General features: G+C 60.2%; 12 protein-coding genes. 3 read left to right on the top strand and 9 right to left on the bottom strand.

What is annotated here, in order from left to right; all coding sequences use genetic code 11:
* Positions 1–47: 47 nt before the first annotated feature.
* The 9 genes from KGB27_RS23535 to KGB27_RS23495 form a co-directional block, all read right to left on the bottom strand.
* Positions 48–3,623, bottom strand: coding sequence for a glycosyltransferase (locus tag KGB27_RS23535; RefSeq protein WP_223556518.1), 3,576 nt, complete (start codon positions 3,621–3,623; stop codon positions 48–50).
* A 126-nt stretch (positions 3,624–3,749) separates the two neighbouring features.
* Entirely contained in the window at positions 3,750–5,348 is a 1,599-nt protein-coding gene (locus KGB27_RS23530; RefSeq protein ID WP_008042676.1) for a flagellar hook-associated protein 3, read from the bottom strand.
* Positions 5,349–5,361: 13 nt separating this feature from the next.
* Positions 5,362–7,428: a flagellar hook-associated protein FlgK gene (gene flgK / locus KGB27_RS23525; RefSeq protein ID WP_008042677.1), complete on the bottom strand. Its 2,067-nt coding sequence runs from the start codon at positions 7,426–7,428 to the stop codon at positions 5,362–5,364.
* Positions 7,429–7,450: 22 nt separating this feature from the next.
* Positions 7,451–8,737: a flagellar assembly peptidoglycan hydrolase FlgJ gene (gene flgJ / locus KGB27_RS23520; RefSeq protein WP_223449653.1), complete on the bottom strand. Its 1,287-nt coding sequence runs from the start codon at positions 8,735–8,737 to the stop codon at positions 7,451–7,453.
* A gap of 11 nt (positions 8,738–8,748) precedes the next feature.
* The gene (locus tag KGB27_RS23515) at positions 8,749–9,837 is read right to left on the bottom strand and encodes a flagellar basal body P-ring protein FlgI (protein ID WP_032832736.1); all 1,089 of its coding nucleotides are present in this window, start codon (positions 9,835–9,837) and stop codon (positions 8,749–8,751) included.
* Positions 9,838–9,864: 27 nt separating this feature from the next.
* The gene (gene flgH / locus KGB27_RS23510) at positions 9,865–10,560 is read right to left on the bottom strand and encodes a flagellar basal body L-ring protein FlgH (protein ID WP_008042681.1); all 696 of its coding nucleotides are present in this window, start codon (positions 10,558–10,560) and stop codon (positions 9,865–9,867) included.
* 52 nt (positions 10,561–10,612) lie between these two features.
* Complete coding sequence (flgG, locus tag KGB27_RS23505; protein WP_008042682.1) at positions 10,613–11,398, bottom strand: flagellar basal-body rod protein FlgG; 786 nt, start codon at positions 11,396–11,398, stop codon at positions 10,613–10,615.
* 45 nt (positions 11,399–11,443) lie between these two features.
* Positions 11,444–12,184 (bottom strand): flagellar basal body rod protein FlgF, encoded by a 741-nt coding sequence (locus KGB27_RS23500; RefSeq protein ID WP_008030482.1) that lies wholly within the window; start codon positions 12,182–12,184, stop codon positions 11,444–11,446.
* Between the two features lie 313 nt (positions 12,185–12,497).
* The gene (locus KGB27_RS23495; protein ID WP_008030481.1) at positions 12,498–14,057 is read right to left on the bottom strand and encodes a sigma-54-dependent phenylalanine hydroxylase transcriptional regulator PhhR; all 1,560 of its coding nucleotides are present in this window, start codon (positions 14,055–14,057) and stop codon (positions 12,498–12,500) included.
* A gap of 382 nt (positions 14,058–14,439) precedes the next feature.
* Here KGB27_RS23495 and phhA point away from each other — a divergent pair, with 382 nt between their 5' ends.
* From phhA to KGB27_RS23480, 3 genes are all read left to right on the top strand, one after another.
* On the top strand, positions 14,440–15,225 hold the full coding sequence (phhA, locus tag KGB27_RS23490) for a phenylalanine 4-monooxygenase (RefSeq protein WP_223556517.1): 786 nt from the start codon (positions 14,440–14,442) through the stop codon (positions 15,223–15,225).
* Positions 15,226–15,329: 104 nt separating this feature from the next.
* On the top strand, positions 15,330–15,686 hold the full coding sequence (locus KGB27_RS23485) for a 4a-hydroxytetrahydrobiopterin dehydratase (RefSeq protein WP_008030478.1): 357 nt from the start codon (positions 15,330–15,332) through the stop codon (positions 15,684–15,686).
* The gene (locus KGB27_RS23480; RefSeq protein ID WP_008042685.1) at positions 15,686–16,879 is read left to right on the top strand and encodes an amino acid aminotransferase; all 1,194 of its coding nucleotides are present in this window, start codon (positions 15,686–15,688) and stop codon (positions 16,877–16,879) included. The genes KGB27_RS23485 and KGB27_RS23480 overlap by 1 nt, the downstream gene beginning before the upstream one ends.
* Positions 16,880–16,947 lie beyond the last annotated feature (68 nt).

Below are 16,947 nucleotides of genomic sequence, written 5' to 3'. Positions count from 1 at the left end.
TAACCGCAGCAACGGATATGCCCCCCAATCGCAACAGAACCCCGAGATCAACCCGGCAACCAAGCCTCAGCCCAATAATTCAGATTACTACCCTGCAACATATAGTCACGCAGCACTTCCTCGCGCAACGCATCACCCATGCGGTAACTCGCATCCGGGTCAGCCAGGTGCATACGAATCGCCTCAAGCCATTCCTCGGTACTGTTACTCACCACCTTGGTACACGGCAGATAACCGCGATAAGCCTCAGTGTCCGTACAGATCACCGGATAACCGCACGCGCCATATTCCAACAGGCGCAAGTTGCTCTTGCAGTCGTTGAAGATGTGAAACTCCAGCGGCGCCAAAGCCAGATCAAGGTTCAGGCTCGCCAGTTTGGCAGGGTAAGCCTGCAAGCCAACGGCGGGATGGAACTCATGCACGAAAGGCTTGAGCGCCGGCGGGCACATGCCGAAGAACACCCATTCCACTTCATCCGCCAGCAGTCGAACGACATCGGCAATGATCGCCAGATCCCCATCGTGACTGGTGCCTCCGCCCCAACCGACCCTCGGCTTGCGCGACGTACGTCGCTGGCTGCTCAGACCGGTCCACAGATACGGAGCGAGCATGTTCGGCACCACGCGAATATCGTCATGCATGCCTTTGAGGGTATCGGCCAGCGGTTGGGTCGACACCACCACCCGGTCGCACAACCCGACTGCACGCCGCACGATTTGCTCAACGCCAACCATGGCCTTGCGCACGTGAGCGTTTTTCTTCGGAACGTCGATGACATAGTCATCGAGCTCGAAGATCCGGAAAGCCCTGGAGCTGTTTTTGACTCGCTCCACTTCATTCACCGCGCCCTCACTGTAGCGCCCTTGCAGAATGATGACGTCCGGCGACTGGCGCTCCAGCTCAATGTCCGAAGGCGTATGGTAAGAAAGATTACCGAGCACTTGACCCGCAGCTTCCAGCTCCAGAAACGGCTGGGTGACACGGTAATGGCCTACGGCGGTCTCGTTGATCGGGATCGCCAGCACCCGTGGCAGCATGTGACGGGCGAACGGATTCCAGTCGCTCTTGTAACCCGGTTCAAGGCTGAAATTATTGGTGCTCAGACTCAGGTTGACGTTGTACGCCGGATCTCTTGCGATGATCGGCAGCCAGCGCTGATAAAACCGCTTCTGCTCAGCCAGCAGATCTGACACCACCGGCCCGCTCTCCGCCTCGGCAGCCACGTGGACCGATTCGGCATACGGCGTCCAGACCACCAGATAGCCCTTCTGCTTCACACGCAGACAGAAATCAGGACCGCCGAGCCTTTGGGAAAAGGCCTGCTCGTCAAACCCCTGAAGCTCATCGAACACCTGCTTGCGGACCAGCAGGCACTCGGTTCTCACAGCACTCAAATTCTGCACCGCCTGCTGGCGCTGCATATACCCTGGAGCGGTCATCACCTCCCCGCGCCAAGGTACGCCGACAGGGCCGCGCATCCCCAGCACCATGGCCGAACCTTCGATACGCCCCTGAGGGCTGACCATTCGGCCACCGACGACGCCCACCTCCGGACGCAAGCCGTGATTCAGCAGCTCCCCAAGCCAGTCACGATTGACGATCAGGCTGTCCGGGCTGAGTAACACCACATACTCGCCACGTGCCTGAGCAACGGCGAAGTTCTGCGCCGCTGCCGGGTTATCGGGGTAATCGCAATGCAGCACGCGCAGTTTTTCACCGCCCATTTGCGACATGGCGGCCAGCCAGTCACGCGCCTCGATCGAGGTGCTTGCGTTGTCGACGATCAACAATTCGTAGTGAGCATAGGCCGTGTGCTCCAGCACACTTTCGATACAACGCTCAAGCCGACCGAGCTGATCCTGGGCCACTACCACAATGGACACCAGCGGCTGAACGCCATGCTGGTAGTCAATTCGATTGATGAGCGGCACGCTGCCTGGCCGCACCTCGTGTGCCGCACCGATACGATCAAGGTGCGCAGACAGTACGCGGGAGTTCTGCTCGATAACCTGCGGCAGAGCGAGCCATTGCGCCAAGCCGAACGAGGACTCGACCAGCACTTGGGCGACATGTTCCACGACATGCGGGCCGTGGTTTTCGACGAGGCGCCAGACCAGGTCATGAGGGCTGAGCTCAGCGAAATCCGGGGTGAAACCACCCGCGGCTACAAAGCCTTGACGCTGGATGGCCAGTGTCCGCCCGACATAGGGATAACTGCGCAGCAGGTCCAGATTGAAATCGGGCTTGAGGATCGGCTCGACCGACACGTCATTGCGCAAGCCGCCTTCATCGGTATAGATACACAGCGCGTCGGCACTCTCGACCATCCGCTCGGCCAAAAGCAGCAAGGCCAGTTCATTCAGGCGATCACCGGCCCGCAGCAGATAGAACCAGTCCGCACTGTCGGCCTGCATCAGGCCATTGAGTTGCTCAAGCCCGTCGCCTTGCAAGGCCACACGAATCATGTTGCCCGCAAGGGCACTGGTGCGATTTTCACCCGAGAGCACCAACACCCTTTCGGCGCCATAGACCTGCCGTTCGATGCTCTCCAGTGTGACGCCCAGTGCCGCATCGTCAGCGTCGGCATCCATCACCACCGGCACAATTCGCGGCTGCCATGCCCACGAGGCAAGGCGCGCAGGCAACAGGCGCTGCTGGGCCGGGTTCAGGGTGCGACACGCCAGCCATTGCAGGTACACATCAGCAAAGCAGTCACAGTTTTCACCCACCCGCGAACGGAGCAACGTCGAGGTAAAGCCCAGGGAACGACCCAGCGCCATTTCTTCCCAGTCATACGGCTCACCGAGGGCGGCGCTGGCCAGATCGATAAAGCGAACATGCCCCGGCGCAGGTGCCGGCTCGCCGCTGCGCACCGACAGCATTTGGGTCAGCCAACCGAGCTCGACCGCCACGGCCTGCTCGACCTCCAGTTGATTGCTCAGGCGCGCCGGGTGCAAGCGTTCAAAGCTGAGCACCTGTGCGATAACCGCCAGATTGCCACGACGCAACAGGCAGACAAACAAGGCGAAATCGAGACGGGCGACAAACCCTTCGCCGACCTGGGTCAACGCGGGCAGATACTCCAGCACCTGATGAGTGCGCATCAGCGCGCCACTCAAATTGCTGAGAAAGTTCAGGGCCGAGCTTTCCAGCACATCCAGCAGGTCTTCACCCTTGAACAGCGTATCCCCCGAGACAAAGCTGGAGTTCTCCAGGCGCTCGGGAAGCAGAAGGTAATCGCCGTCGCAATACTGACGCAGGGCAATCACCAGATTCACATCGTCATGGTCAATGAAACCCTGCACCTGACGGGCAATGCTCTCAGGCAGCAGTTGATCGTCATCACAGAGAAGCTTGAGGTACTCCCCGGTTGCCTGCTCGGCGCAGGCCATCAGATTCCCCTTGAACCCCAGGCGTTGTTCATTGCGCACATAACGCAATGTCACGGTTGGCGGCACTGTGCAGGCCTGGACCAGCTCATGGATTTCATCGCTGTCGCTGTCGTCACACACGATCACTTCAAGCGACGCATAGGTCTGGTTCAGCGCACTTTGCAGCGCTGCCTTAAAGTACAGCGGGTTGTAGGCGGGAATGGCGATGCTGACAAGAGGAGCTGGTTTCACGGCAGGGGAACTCGCGAGCGGTGGGCGCTCACTCTGGAACGAGTGGAGCAGCCCTGAACCGCTGAAAAATGACGGTTTGCACTCGGGTGTATTGAACCTTCGCGCCTATGGCGCGAAGGCCTTGACTCAGACTTTGTTGAACAACCCCAACTGAGCGATTTTGCTGAACGCCAGTTGCGAGGCTTGCAGCATGGTTTGCTGCAAGGTCAGGCGGGTCATCACCGTGGCCGGGTCCGAATCACGGATCGCGCCCTGGGTCTGCGTGTTGGCCAGCACCAGGCTCTGGTTGATATCGGTCTGAGTCGTCAGCGACGCACCGCGACCACCCACGGAGCTGAGGCCCGAGGTCAACTGGTCAATGCCGCTGGTCAGGTTACCGATACCGGAACCAATGGCCGCGTTGAGTGCTTGAATGGCCTGCGGATTGTTGTTGGTCGGCGTCGACAGCGCGGTTTTCAGCTGGGCGACCGTGTCCAGAACGTTCTGCGTCTGGTGAGTGTTGACCGTGACGGAGAACTGGTCACCAGCCTGCATCGACGGTGCGCCGCTCAGCGTAAAATCGACACCCGATGCGGTGGCGACGTTGCCCGCCAGAACACCACTGGAAACCGGCTTGCTGCTCGCGGTCAGAGGCGCTGCATACAAGTCGAAAGCCGTGGCGCTGGTGAACTTGAGAACGGCCCCGCCTTCCGGAAAGCTGGCGTGGTAGGCGGCACTGTTGGAGATGCTCGTATTGGTGACGACATCGCTGGACAGGTTGCCTGGGGCACGGGTCGCATTGAAGCTGTCCGGCTTGGCCGCCAGGGTGAAGCTGTAGGCATTGGGGGCCGGAGGCGCCGGGAACACGGTCGCCGGAACGTCGCCAGTCTTCATGTTGATGTTCAACTTCAGGTCAACGCCACGGAAGTTGATTGTCTGTGTGGCGGCACCACCGGAGGAGCTGAACACGCCATTGCCAGAAGCTTCGGCCGTGACGTCATTACCCAGCGAGTCGCGGATTTCCAGCTGCGTAGGGCTGAGGAAATTCACGGTGTAGGGCTCGCCGCCACGGAATTTGGCGTTGTAGGTCACGTCCGAATTCACCTGACCATTGGACAGCACCACACGACCGCCATCGACGGCCGGCGTCGGCGTGGTCATGGTGGACTGTGTGCGACTGGTGTTGATGGCTTGCTGGAACACAGCCCAACCGGTGCTGTTGGTGGCCATCGACTGGGTATCGCCAATCGGCAGGTCCAGCGTGACCTGATCACCGTTATAGCTGTAGGTGCCGTCGGTATTACGCGAGAACGGAACGGTATCGCCCTTGGAGCCGGAGAAAATGTATTTGCCGTTTTCGTCCTTGGTGTTCATCAGGCTCAACAGCTGTTCTTCGATCTGGCTGAGCTCCGAAGCGTTGGCCTGGCGATCGGAATCGGTATAACCGGCGTTGCCGGCCCCCAGAGCCAGTTCCTTGGCGCGTTGCAGCACGTTGCCGATACTGGTCATGACGGCTTCAGTCTGGCCGAGCGTGGCTTTGATCGTCGTCATGTTGTTGTTGAACTGATCGAGCATCGAAGCCTGCTGGCCCAATTGCAGCAGGCGCGAGGCGCCGACCGGATCATCGGCGGCGGTGTTGACGCGAACCAGGCTGCTCGCCTCTTCGCTGCTCTTGACCACGTTGGCGAAGTTCTTCGAATAGTTGGCAGCCGAGGACTCGTAAAACTGGGCGGTAGAAATGCGCATGGGCTACGACTCCTTAAAGACTGTTGATCAGTGTGCTGAAGATTTCCTGCGCAGCCTTGATGATCTGCGAAGACGCGGTGTAGTACTGCTGATATTTGACCAGGTTGCCGGTTTCCTCATCGAGGTCGACACCCGAGAGCGAGTCGCGCGCGCCCTTGGCATTCGCCAGGATGGCTTCGGTCGCCGCGCTGTCGAGCTTGCCCTGTGCAGCCTTGGAACCCACACCCTCGACCAGTTTGCCGTAGGCGTCGTTCAGGGAAATGCCTTTGCTGGCCGAACCGGTGTCCACGGTCTTCGCGGTCTGCAAGCCAGCCAGTGCGGTGCCGTTACGGTTGTCCAGGCTGCCCGGCTGAGTGAGCGAGACGTTGATCGCCGCGCCGCTGCTTGGGGCACCGGCGATGGTCATGCTGAAGGCCGCGGCGTACTGAGTCGCGGGCGGAGCCGGGATCGGTGCACCCGCGGCATCCGTGAGCGGAATGCTCAGGTTCAGGGTATTGGTCTCACCTGGCTTGATGGTACCGCCGCTGATCAGCGCGCCCTTGGCATCCAGGAACTGGTAGGTCTGGCTGGTGCCATCGGCGGACACCGCACCAAATACCACCTTGGTCGGCGTGGAGTTTTTCAGGCCGTTCTGCATCGCGGTGGTGGTCGCCGCGTCGTAGATGTCGAACTTGGTGGTCAGGGTCGGTTGACCGCTGGCCGGGATCGTCAGGGTGCCGCTGCCACTGCCGCTCGCTGCAATCGCCGCGCCCAGCGGTGCCGCGATGGCCAGACGCTTGGAGTCGGTCATCTCGGTCTTGATGTTCGCCGCAGCATCGCGGGTCGGGGTGATCCTGAAGGTGTCGCCCGCCGTGGCAGAAGCCGCGTTGAACTTCATCTCGACGCCGTCGATGACCGGTGCCGTTGCCGGCGCTACCGTGCTGAAGGAGCCCATCGGCGTGTTGTCCGGCAGGCGCTGAACGGTGTAATCGGTCGCGGTGGTGAACGTGACCTTGTAATCGTTGATGGTCAGCTTGCCAGTGTCCTTGATGCTCACATCAAAGTTACCGGTGCCCACGTTGTTCAGGCTGGCGACGCTGCGTTCAGAGACCAGCTTGGCCGAGTTGATGTTGTTGAACAGGTTCGAACCGAAGGCGCCGTTCTTGTCGATGCCCTGGGCCTGAAGGCTGTTCATCTGGTCGGCGACGACCAGGGCCACACGACCCAATTCGTTCATGGCCGGGTCCAGCACGGTGCTGCGATAACGCAGCAACCCGCCGATTTCGCCGCCGGTCATGATCGCGGTGATATCAATGGTGCTCGAACCGCGATTGAGTTGCAGTGACAAGCGGCCCGGATCGTCTTTGCCCGGTACCACTTCAAGTTTGTTGACCGTATTACCCATGACCAGCGGCTGACCGCTGCCCAGGTAAATGTCGAGATTGCCTTCACGCTCCACCACCTGCGCACCGGTGAAGGTCGCCAGCTGGCGCACGGTTTCGTTACGGGCGTCGAGCAGCTCGTTCGGCATGCCGCCGGAACTGGAAACCTCGGAGATCTTCTGGTTCAACTGCGCCACGGTAGCGGCCAGCTTGTTGACCTGATCCGCCATGTTCGTCAGGTTGCCGTTGATATTGGCATTCTGCTGGGTCAACTGCGCGGAGACCGAGTTGAAACGGTTGCTCAAGGCCTGGGCATCGCTGAGCAGCAACTGGCGGGACGCGTCGTCACCGGGTTTGGCGTTGACGTTCTGCACCGAGGCAAAAAACTTGGTCAGTGCGCCGTTCAGGCCGGTGCTGGTGTCGGAGAGCAATTTGTCCAGCGGCGTGACCTGATTCAGGTAGGCGGCCGAATCGCTGTTGAGCGAGGTGGTGGTCTGCAACTGCGCATCGAGGTAGCTGTTGTACACGCGACGCACATCGGCCAGGGTCGTGCCGGTGCCGATGTAGACATTGCCGAACTGCTGCGAGGCCTTGGTGCCCTGCACTGTTTGCTGGCGCGAGTACCCGGCGGTGTCGACGTTGGCAATGTTGTTGCCGGTGGTCATCAACGAGGATTGGCCAGCGGCCAGACCCGACATCCCGATATTGAGCAAACTCATGGTTCGACCTTAATCCTTGTGCCTATAAAGGCGTGGTGGAAACGCCCGCCGCAGCGTAGTTCTGGTAACTCGTCATCTGCTTGGCTATCTGCGAAATCTTGCTCGCGTAGTCCGGGTCGGTTGCGTAACCGGCCTTTTGCAACTCGCGTACAAACTGTTCTGGGTTATCGGCCGACTTCACGACATCTTGATAGCGATTGTTGGTTTGCAACAAAGTCACAAGGTCATGGAAGCTGTCCTTGTAAGAGCCATAGGAACGGAACTCGGCCGTCTCCTTGACCATCGCGCCATTTCGGAATTCGCTGGTGATCGCCCGCGCCGAATCGCCCTTCCAGCTGCTGCTGGCCTTGATGCCGAACAGGTTGTGGCTGCTGCTGCCATCCTGTGCGCGCATGACCGATTTGCCCCAGCCGGTTTCCAGCGCCGCTTGAGCCACCAGGTAACGCGGATCGACGCCGATGCGCTCGGCGGCTTCCTTGGCCATCGGCAACATGGTGTTGACGAACTGGTCGGCAGAACTGAAGGCTTTTTTCGCCGGTGCCAACGGTATCTGAGCGATGGCACGACCATGAATCTGCAAGCTGCCATTCGCTGATGCTTGCGCAGTCGCCAGCCAGTCTCCGTTGAACAAAGGCCCCGAACCGGTCGGCGTGGTGCGCTCTGCCAATCGAGTGTTATTGAGCGGCGCGGCGGCCGTCGTCGCCGAAGGCACCAGGCCCGCCAGCAAGCGGTCAGCCAGTTTCGGTGGCAACGCCAGGCGCCGCTGATTGATCAGCGCCATGTCGTTGCGATGTGCGCCCTCGCCTGCCGCCTGTGGAGCGCTGATCGAGCGCGAAGCCCACAACGGACGCTGGCCATTGACTCGCGACAGCGGCCCGTTGGTCCCGACCGTGCCCGCCGCCACCGGCGTCTGCACCGCCGCTTTTGCCGCTTCCTGCTTGGCCGCCGACAGCGTTGCCGCTTCGCCCGGCGCCAATGGTTTGTTCTTCGACATCTGGCGCATCAGCACGTCCGCCAGACCAATACCACCGCCCTCGCGGGACATGGAAACGGCCAACTGCTGGTCGTACATTTCCTGGTACTGCTTGGCCGCCGGCGTGTTGAGCGGGTTGCCCTCGGCCAGCGTGTCGGTCGCCTTGCGCATGGACTTGAGCATTTCACCGAGGAACAGCGACTCGAATTCCTGCGCCACTTTGCGCAGGTTTTCGTCACTGTTCTTGTCGCCGACCTTGAGCTGATTCAGACGATTGAGGTCCGAATAGGACCCCGAATCGGCGCTGCTGACCAGACCACTCTTGTGCATATCCATGGTCGCCGGCCTCAGATCACGATCAGGTCGGCTTGCAACGCGCCGGCCTGTTTCAGTGCTTCAAGGATTGCCATCAAGTCGCCTGGCGCCGCGCCGACCTGGTTCACCGCACGCACGATCTCGTCGAGGGTGGTGCCCGGGCCGAACTTGAACATCGGCTTGGCTTCCTGCTGGGCGTTGACCCGCGAGCGCGGCACAACAGCGGTCTGACCATTGGACAGAGGGCCGGGCTGGCTGACGATCGGGTCTTCGGTAATGGTCACGGTCAGGCTGCCGTGAGTCACGGCGGCCGGGGACACCTTGACGTTCTGGCCGATCACGATGGTGCCGGTGCGGGAGTTGATGATGACTTTCGCCACCGCCTGACCCGGATCGACTTCAAGGTTCTCGATGATCGACAGATAGTCGACGCGCTGGCCCGGATCCAGTGGCGCACTGACGCGAATCGAACCGCCGTCGATGGCCTGGGCAACGCCAGGGCCGAGCATGTCATTGATCTTGTCGACGATGCGCTTGGCGGTGGTGAAGTCGGAACGGTTGAGGTTCAACGTCAGGCTGTTGCCCTGGTTGAAACCGCTCGGCACCGAACGCTCGACCGACGCACCACCTGGGATGCGACCGGCCGACGGAACGTTGACGGTGATCTTCGAACCGTCACGACCTTCAGCATCAAAACCGCCGACGACCAGGTTGCCCTGGGCGACCGCGTAAACGTTGCCGTCGATACCCTTGAGCGGCGTCAGCAACAAGGTGCCGCCGCGCAGGCTCTTGGAGTTACCGATGGAGGACACGGTAATGTCCACCTGCTGACCCGGCTTGGCGAAGGCCGGCAAGTCGGCACTGATCGATACCGCCGCGACGTTCTTCAACTGCACGTTGCCCGAACCGGGCGGCACCTTGATGCCGAACTGCGAGAGCATGTTGTTGAAGGTTTGCAGGGTGAACGGCGTCTGCGTCGTCTGGTCGCCGGTACCGTTGAGCCCGACCACCAGGCCGTAGCCGATCAATTGGTTGGAACGTACGCCGGAAATACTGGCGATATCCTTCAGCCGCTCGGCCTGAGCACCAAAGGCTGCGGACATCAGGAACGCAGCCACCATCAGGTGTTTGAAATTCAACGTGACCACCTAGAAAGGGAACAGCGGGCTGAGGAAGAAACGGTCGAACCAGCCTGGCTGACTCGCATCGGCAAACGAACCGGTGCCCGAATAGGTGATGCGTGCATCGGCGATGCGCGTTGACGAAACCGTGTTGTCGGTCGCGATGTCATCGGCCCGGACCAGGCCGGCGATCCGTACCAGTTCATCACCGGTATTGAGGGTCATCCACTTCTCGCCGCGCACGGCAATGATGCCGTTGGGCAAGACGTCGGCGACGGTCACGGTGATCGAACCGGTCAGGCTGTTGCCCTGCCCTGCCTTGCTGTCGCCCTTGGTCGCGCGGTCGCCGCTGTAACTCGCATTCAGTGTCAGATCATTCTCATTGAATGGGTTGTTTGTGTTGGGCACCACACCGAACAACGACGTCAGGCCAATGCCGGCCTTGCTGTTCTTGGCCACTTGCGAGTTGGCGTTTTTACTGGCCTGGGTTTTTTCGTTCAGGGTGATGGTAATGATGTCACCGACCCGGAACGCCTTGCGGTCGCTGTACAGGTTCTGTTCGAAGCCGGCCTGGTAGATCGAGCCGTTGTTCGCGGCAGCCGGCAATGGCGTACGCGGCAACACCGGGGCGTAGTAAGGGTCATTGGGCTTGGGCGTCGGACCGACGCAACCCGCCAGCGCGACGACGCCACTCAGTGCCAGAACAGATACAAAGCGATTCATGACCCTACCTCACGGTGTTGCAGGCGGCCTCATGACCGCCTCATAGACTTGATTACAGATTCTGCGTTACGAACGAGAGCATCTGGTCGGCGGTGGAGATCACCTTGGAGTTCATCTCGTAGGCGCGCTGAGTGGTGATCATGTTGACCATCTCTTCAACGGTGCTGACGTTGGAAGTTTCCAGGGTGTTCTGCAGCGTGGTACCGAAACCGGCCAGGCCTGGCGTGCCGACTTGCGGCGCGCCGCTGGCGGCGGTTTCCAGGAACAGGTTGTTACCCACCGCTTGCAGGCCGGCCGGGTTGATGAAGTCGGCGGTTTGCAGGTTGCCGATCACTTGGGATGCCGGGTTGCCGGCAATGGTGATGGACACGGTGCCGTCGCGACCGACCGTGAAGGTCTGCGCGTCGTTCGGAATGACAATGGCCGGCTCGAGGGCGAAGCCGTTGGCGTTCACGATCTGGCCGTTGGAGTCGAGGTGGAACGTACCGTCACGGGTGTAGGACGTGGTGCCGTCCGGTTGCAGGATCTGGAAGAAACCGCGACCGTCGATGGCCATGTCCAACGGCTGCTCGGTAGTTTGCAGGCTACCGGCGTTGAAGTTTTTCTGGGTGCCGACAATGCGCACACCGGTACCCAATTGCAGACCCGACGGCAGTTCGCTGTCCTGGGTCGACTGGGCGCCTGGCTGGCGTTTGATCTGGTACAGCAGGTCCTGGAACTCGGCGCGGTCACGTTTGAAACCCGTGGTCGACACGTTCGCCAGGTTGTTGGAAATGGTGGTCAGGTTGGTGTCCTGGGCGGACAGACCTGTTTTGGCAACCCATAGAGCCGGAAGCATTCGATTCTCCTCGTGCGCCTGTTTTACGGCGCGACGTTCTGATAATTAGCTGATCTGCAAGACCCGAGCCATGGCCTGGTCATCGTCTTTGGCGGTGTTCATCATCTTGATGTGCAGTTCGAACTGCTTGGCCAGCGCCAGTACCGAAGTCATCTCTTCCACGGCATTGACGTTGCTCGACTCCAGGAACCCGGACACCAGTTTGACGTTGGCATCGGCTTGCGCCGGCTTGCCATCCTTGGTGTGGATCGAACCGTCCAGGCCTTTGGTCATGTTCTTGAAATCCGGGTTGACCAGCTTGATGCGGTCGACTTCAGCCATCACTCGAGGGCCTTCGCCCATCGCACGAATACTGACGGTGCCGTCTTCACCCACTTCGATTTGCTGCTCGGGCGGCACGGAAATCGGCCCGCCATTGCCCATCACCGGCATGCCGTTGCCGGCCCGCAACACGCCCAGAGCGTCAACGTTCAGACTGCCGGTGCGCACGTAGCTTTCACCGCCGTCGGGGTTCTGCACCGCGATCCAGCCGTTGCCCTGCACCGCGACATCGAGGTCGCGACCGGTTTGTACCAGAGAGCCCGCGGAGAAGTCGGTGGCCGGACGTTCGGACATCGCAAACGCACGCGCCGGAAAGCTGTCACCGAACACCGGCATCGAACGCGCCTGCTCCAGGTCTTTCTGGAAGCCGTTGGTGGAGATGTTCGCCAGGTTGTTCGCATGAGCCTTCTGCGCCAGTGCATTCTGGCTGGCGCCGGTCATTGCCACATAAAGGTACTTGTCCACACTCTTTCCTCTGCATGCCGGACGTTTGCCGCCCACCGCTGTACTGCTGAGCGATAAGCAATTTGCAGACCAACTTTTTTCTGGCGGCGCGGAGCCCGGCAAACAAAGGACTTGGAGGGTTCAGGGGGAAATGGGGGAATGTGTCAAAGACGAAAAACCGGCGGTGTTATGCCGGTAAGTGGCAAGGCTTGGCCTTGAGGCTGAACAGGATACCGCTATCGCGAGCAGGGCTCGCTCCTACATTTGGAATGCAATCCCCTGTAGGGGCGAGCCCTGCTCGCGATGGGGCCAAAACAAACACAGCAAACGTCAGCTAGGACTCAGTCTTGCCGACTTCATACTCACGCAACTTGTTGGCAATGGTGGTATGCGAAACCCCTAACCGCTTGCCCAGTTGCCGACTGCTCGGATGCTCCGAATACAAACGCTCCAGCACCGCTTTCTCGAACCGCCCGACAATCTCATCCAGCCCGCCTTCAAGTGAAAAATCGCCAAGCGGCTGACGCACGCCATAATCCGGCAGGCGAATATGTTCAGCCTTGACCGTCCCGCCCTCGCATAACGAAACCGCCTGGAACAGCACGTTTTCCAACTGCCGGACGTTGCCCGGCCAATGGTAGTGACTGAGCCGCTCCATGGCCGCCGGCGCCAGCTTCGGCAGCGCACAACCGATCTGCCGACTGGCCTGATCAAGGAAGTGCTCCACCAACGGCGTCAAACCATCCAGGCATTCGCGCAGCGGCGGGATATGCAGCGAAAGCACGTTCAAACGGTGATACAAATCCTGGCGAAACTCGCCACGAGCGCACAATTCCGACAAGTCGACCTGCGTGGCACAGATCACTCGCACATCGAGGTAAACCTCTTCATCACTGCCTACACGACGGAAGCATCCGTCCTGCAGGAATCTGAGTAATTTCACCTGCAAGCGCGGGCTCATTTCCCCCACGCCATCGAGAAACAGCGTACCGCCCGCCGTCAGCTCCAACAGCCCTAGCTTGCCTTCGGCACGGGCGCCTTCGAACGCGCCGGGGCCGTAGCCGAACAGCTCAGTCTCGGCCATGGACTCCGGCAGGCCGGCGCAATTGAGCGCCATCAGCGGCGACTGACCGCGCGGGCTCGCCAGGTGGCAGGCGCGTGCCAGCAACTCCTTGCCGGTGCCGGTTTCGCCTTCTATCAATAGCGGCGCATCCAGCGGCGCCATGCGCCGGGCTTCACGCACCACCGCCGCCATCACTTTCGAGCTCTGGAAGATGCTGTCGAACCCGCGCAGTTCCTGTTTGCGCACGTTGTAAATGCGCTCCCCTACCCGGTCGGCACGGTGCAGCGTCAGCACCGCGCCGGCCATGGCCTCGCTGTCGTCATGTTCCGATTGCAGCGGCGCGATGTCGGCCAGAAACACGTCACCCTTGACCTTGACTCGCAGCCCGTTGATCCGCGACTTGTTGGCGCGCACCAGTTCCGGCAAATCGAAATCCTCGGCGTAACGCGACAAGGGAATCCCCGGCACCTCATCGACACGCACGCCGAGCAACTGCGCCGCCGCGCGGTTAGCCGCGACAATCGAACCGCCCATGTCGATCGACAACACCGGAAATTCCAGGGCCCCGAGCAAAGCATTGAGCTCCATGTGCCGACGCTCGCTCGGCATCAGGCCTACACGCTTGACGCCAAAGACCCCGGCAATCGACTCGAATTTCGGACGCAACGCCTGGAACTGAATATTGATCAGGTTCGGACAATGCAGGTAGATCGCGTTGCCATGCTCGCCACCCACTTCACCGCGAGCAACGTTGATCCCGTACTCGACCAGCAAATTGAGAATGTCGCGCAGGATGCCGATGCGGTTCTGGCAGTGGACTTTGATACGCATATAAGGCCCGAAGATAAATTAAGGCGATGGATCGCTCCCTGTAGGAGCTGGCTTGCCGGCGATGGCGTCCTTGAGAACGCTATCGCTGGCAAGCCGGCTCCTACCTACAGCGGCTTACCAATCAATCGAGGCCCACAAGGGAAATATTTCTCTGGGTGCGCTCAGATAGTCGTCAAGATTATGTGACACCTGTGAGCCATTTCAAACCCGAAAAACTCATGCGCAGCGCCACAGTCGCCAATCCGTAACGAAAAGTTTACGAAAACCAACGAATTTTCCTACGTGCGACGGCTTACACGTGCTGCAACATCGCAATTCCTGAGGTATTTCTAAGTCCATAGCAGGACATAACAAGAACGAAATCCCCTAGCAGGAGAGCAGCATGAAGCAGACGCAGTACGTGGCTCGCGTGCCCGATGCGCAAGGTTTTATCGACTACCCCGCCGAAGAACACGCGGTGTGGAACACGCTGATCACTCGCCAACTGAAAGTGATCGAAGGGCGTGCGTGCCAGGAATACCTGGACGGTATCGAAAAACTCGGTCTGCCCCACGACCGCATTCCGCAACTCGGCGAAATCAACAAAGTCCTCGGTGAAACCACCGGCTGGCAGGTTGCCCGAGTACCCGCACTGATTCCTTTCCAGACCTTCTTTGAATTACTGGCCAACAAGCAGTTTCCGGTGGCGACGTTTATTCGTACCCGCGAAGAGCTGGATTACCTGCAAGAGCCGGACATTTTCCACGAGATCTTTGGTCACTGCCCGCTGCTGACCAACCCTTGGTTCGCCGAATTCACCCACACCTACGGCAAACTCGGCCTGAAGGCTTCCAAGGAAGAACGCGTGTACCTGGCGCGCCTGTACTGGATGACCATCGAGTTCGGCCTGGTCGATACCCCCCAAGGCCAGCGCATTTACGGCGGCGGCATTCTTTCCTCGCCGAAAGAAACCGTTTACAGCCTGTCGAACGAACCTGAGCATCAGGCCTTCGACCCATTGGAATGCATGCGCACGCCTTACCGCATCGACATCCTGCAACCGCTGTATTTCGTCTTGCCGAACCTCAAGCGTCTGTTCGACCTCGCCCACGAAGACATCATGGGCATGGTCAAGCAAGGCATGCAGCTGGGCTTGCACGCACCGAAATTTCCGCCGAAAGCCGCGTGATCCGCAGCTTTTAGAATCAAGTGAGCCTGTCAGGAATCGACGCTTTGGTTTAGCGTGGTTGCACTGACGGCCGATTTCCAATCATTCGAATTCAGGAACACATCATGTCCACATTGAACCAAGCCCATTGCGAAGCCTGCCGCGCCGACGCCCCTCAGGTCAGCGACGAAGAGCTGCCGGTACTGATCAAGCAGATCCCGGACTGGAACATCGAAGTCCGCGACAGCGTCATGCAGCTGGAAAAGGTTTTCCTGTTCAAGAACTTCAAGCACGCGCTGGCGTTCACCAACGCCGTCGGTGAAATCTCCGAGGCTGAAGGTCACCACCCGGGCCTGCTGACCGAATGGGGCAAAGTCACCGTGACCTGGTGGAGCCACTCCATCAAAGGCCTGCACCGCAACGATTTCATCATGGCCGCGCGCACTGACGAAGTGGCCAAGGACGCCGAGGGCCGCAAATAATGCATTTCGACGCCATAGGTCGAGTACCCGGCGACCCGATTCTCGGCCTGATGGAGGCCTATGCGCAGGACCCCAACCCGCGCAAATTCGACCTTGGCGTGGGCGTCTATAAAGACGCCTTTGGCCTGACGCCGATCCCCCAGGCCGTGAAGCTTGCGGAGCAGCGCCTGGTGGATCGCCAGACCACCAAGACCTACATCGGCGGTCACGGCGAACCGGCGTTCGGCAAAGCCATCAACGAGTTGGTGCTCGGCGCCGATTCTGCGCTGATCGCCGAACAACGCGCCGGAGCCACCCAGACGCCGGGCGGTACCGGTGCGTTGCGCTTGAGCGCGGACTTCATCGCCCAGTGCCTGCCAGGCCGCGGCGTGTGGTTGAGCAACCCGACCTGGCCGATTCACGAAACCATTTTCGCCACGGCCGGGGTCAAGGTTAATCACTACCCTTATGTCGGCAGCGACAACCGCCTCGATGTTGAAGCGATGCTGGCAGCACTCAACGAAGCCCCTGAGGGCGATGTGGTTTTGCTGCACGCTTGCTGCCACAACCCGACCGGTTTCGATCTGTCCCATGACGACTGGCGCCGGGTGCTGGAAGTGGTGCGCAGTCGTAATCTGGTGCCGCTGATCGACTTCGCCTATCAGGGTTTCGGCGACGGACTGGAGCAGGATGCGTGGTCGACCCGGTTGTTCGCTGCTGAACTGCCGGAAGTGTTGATCACCAGCTCCTGCTCGAAGAACTTCGGCCTGTACCGCGACCGCACGGGTGCGCTGATTGTCTGCGCGAAGACGGCTGACAAACTGGTGGATATCCGCAGCCAACTGGCCAACATCGCCCGTAACCTGTGGTCGACTCCACCGGATCACGGCGCCGCCGTCGTGGCAACGATCCTCGGCGATCCGGAGCTGAAAAGCCTCTGGGCCGACGAAGTGGAAGCCATGCGCTTGCGTATCGCCCAACTGCGCAGCGGCCTGGTCGAGGCGCTGGAGCCTCATGGCTTGCGCGAGCGCTTTGCGCACATTGGTGTGCAACGCGGGATGTTTTCCTACACCGGATTGACGCCTGACCAGGTTAAACAGTTGCGTGATCATCACAGCGTTTACATGGTCGGTACCGGGCGGGCGAACGTGGCGGGGATTGATGCGACGCGTCTTGATCTGCTGGCCGAAGCCATCGCGAAAGTCTGCAAGTAATCTCAAGAACTCTGTAGTTCCCTTGTGGGAGCGAGCCTGCTCGCGATAGCGGTGTATCAGTCGTCAGA

Origin of the sequence: Pseudomonas sp. BF-R-01, assembly GCF_019946615.1 — a bacterium.
GTDB lineage: Bacteria > Pseudomonadota > Gammaproteobacteria > Pseudomonadales > Pseudomonadaceae > Aquipseudomonas > Aquipseudomonas migulae.
This window is presented reverse-complemented; position numbering and strand designations above follow the sequence as displayed.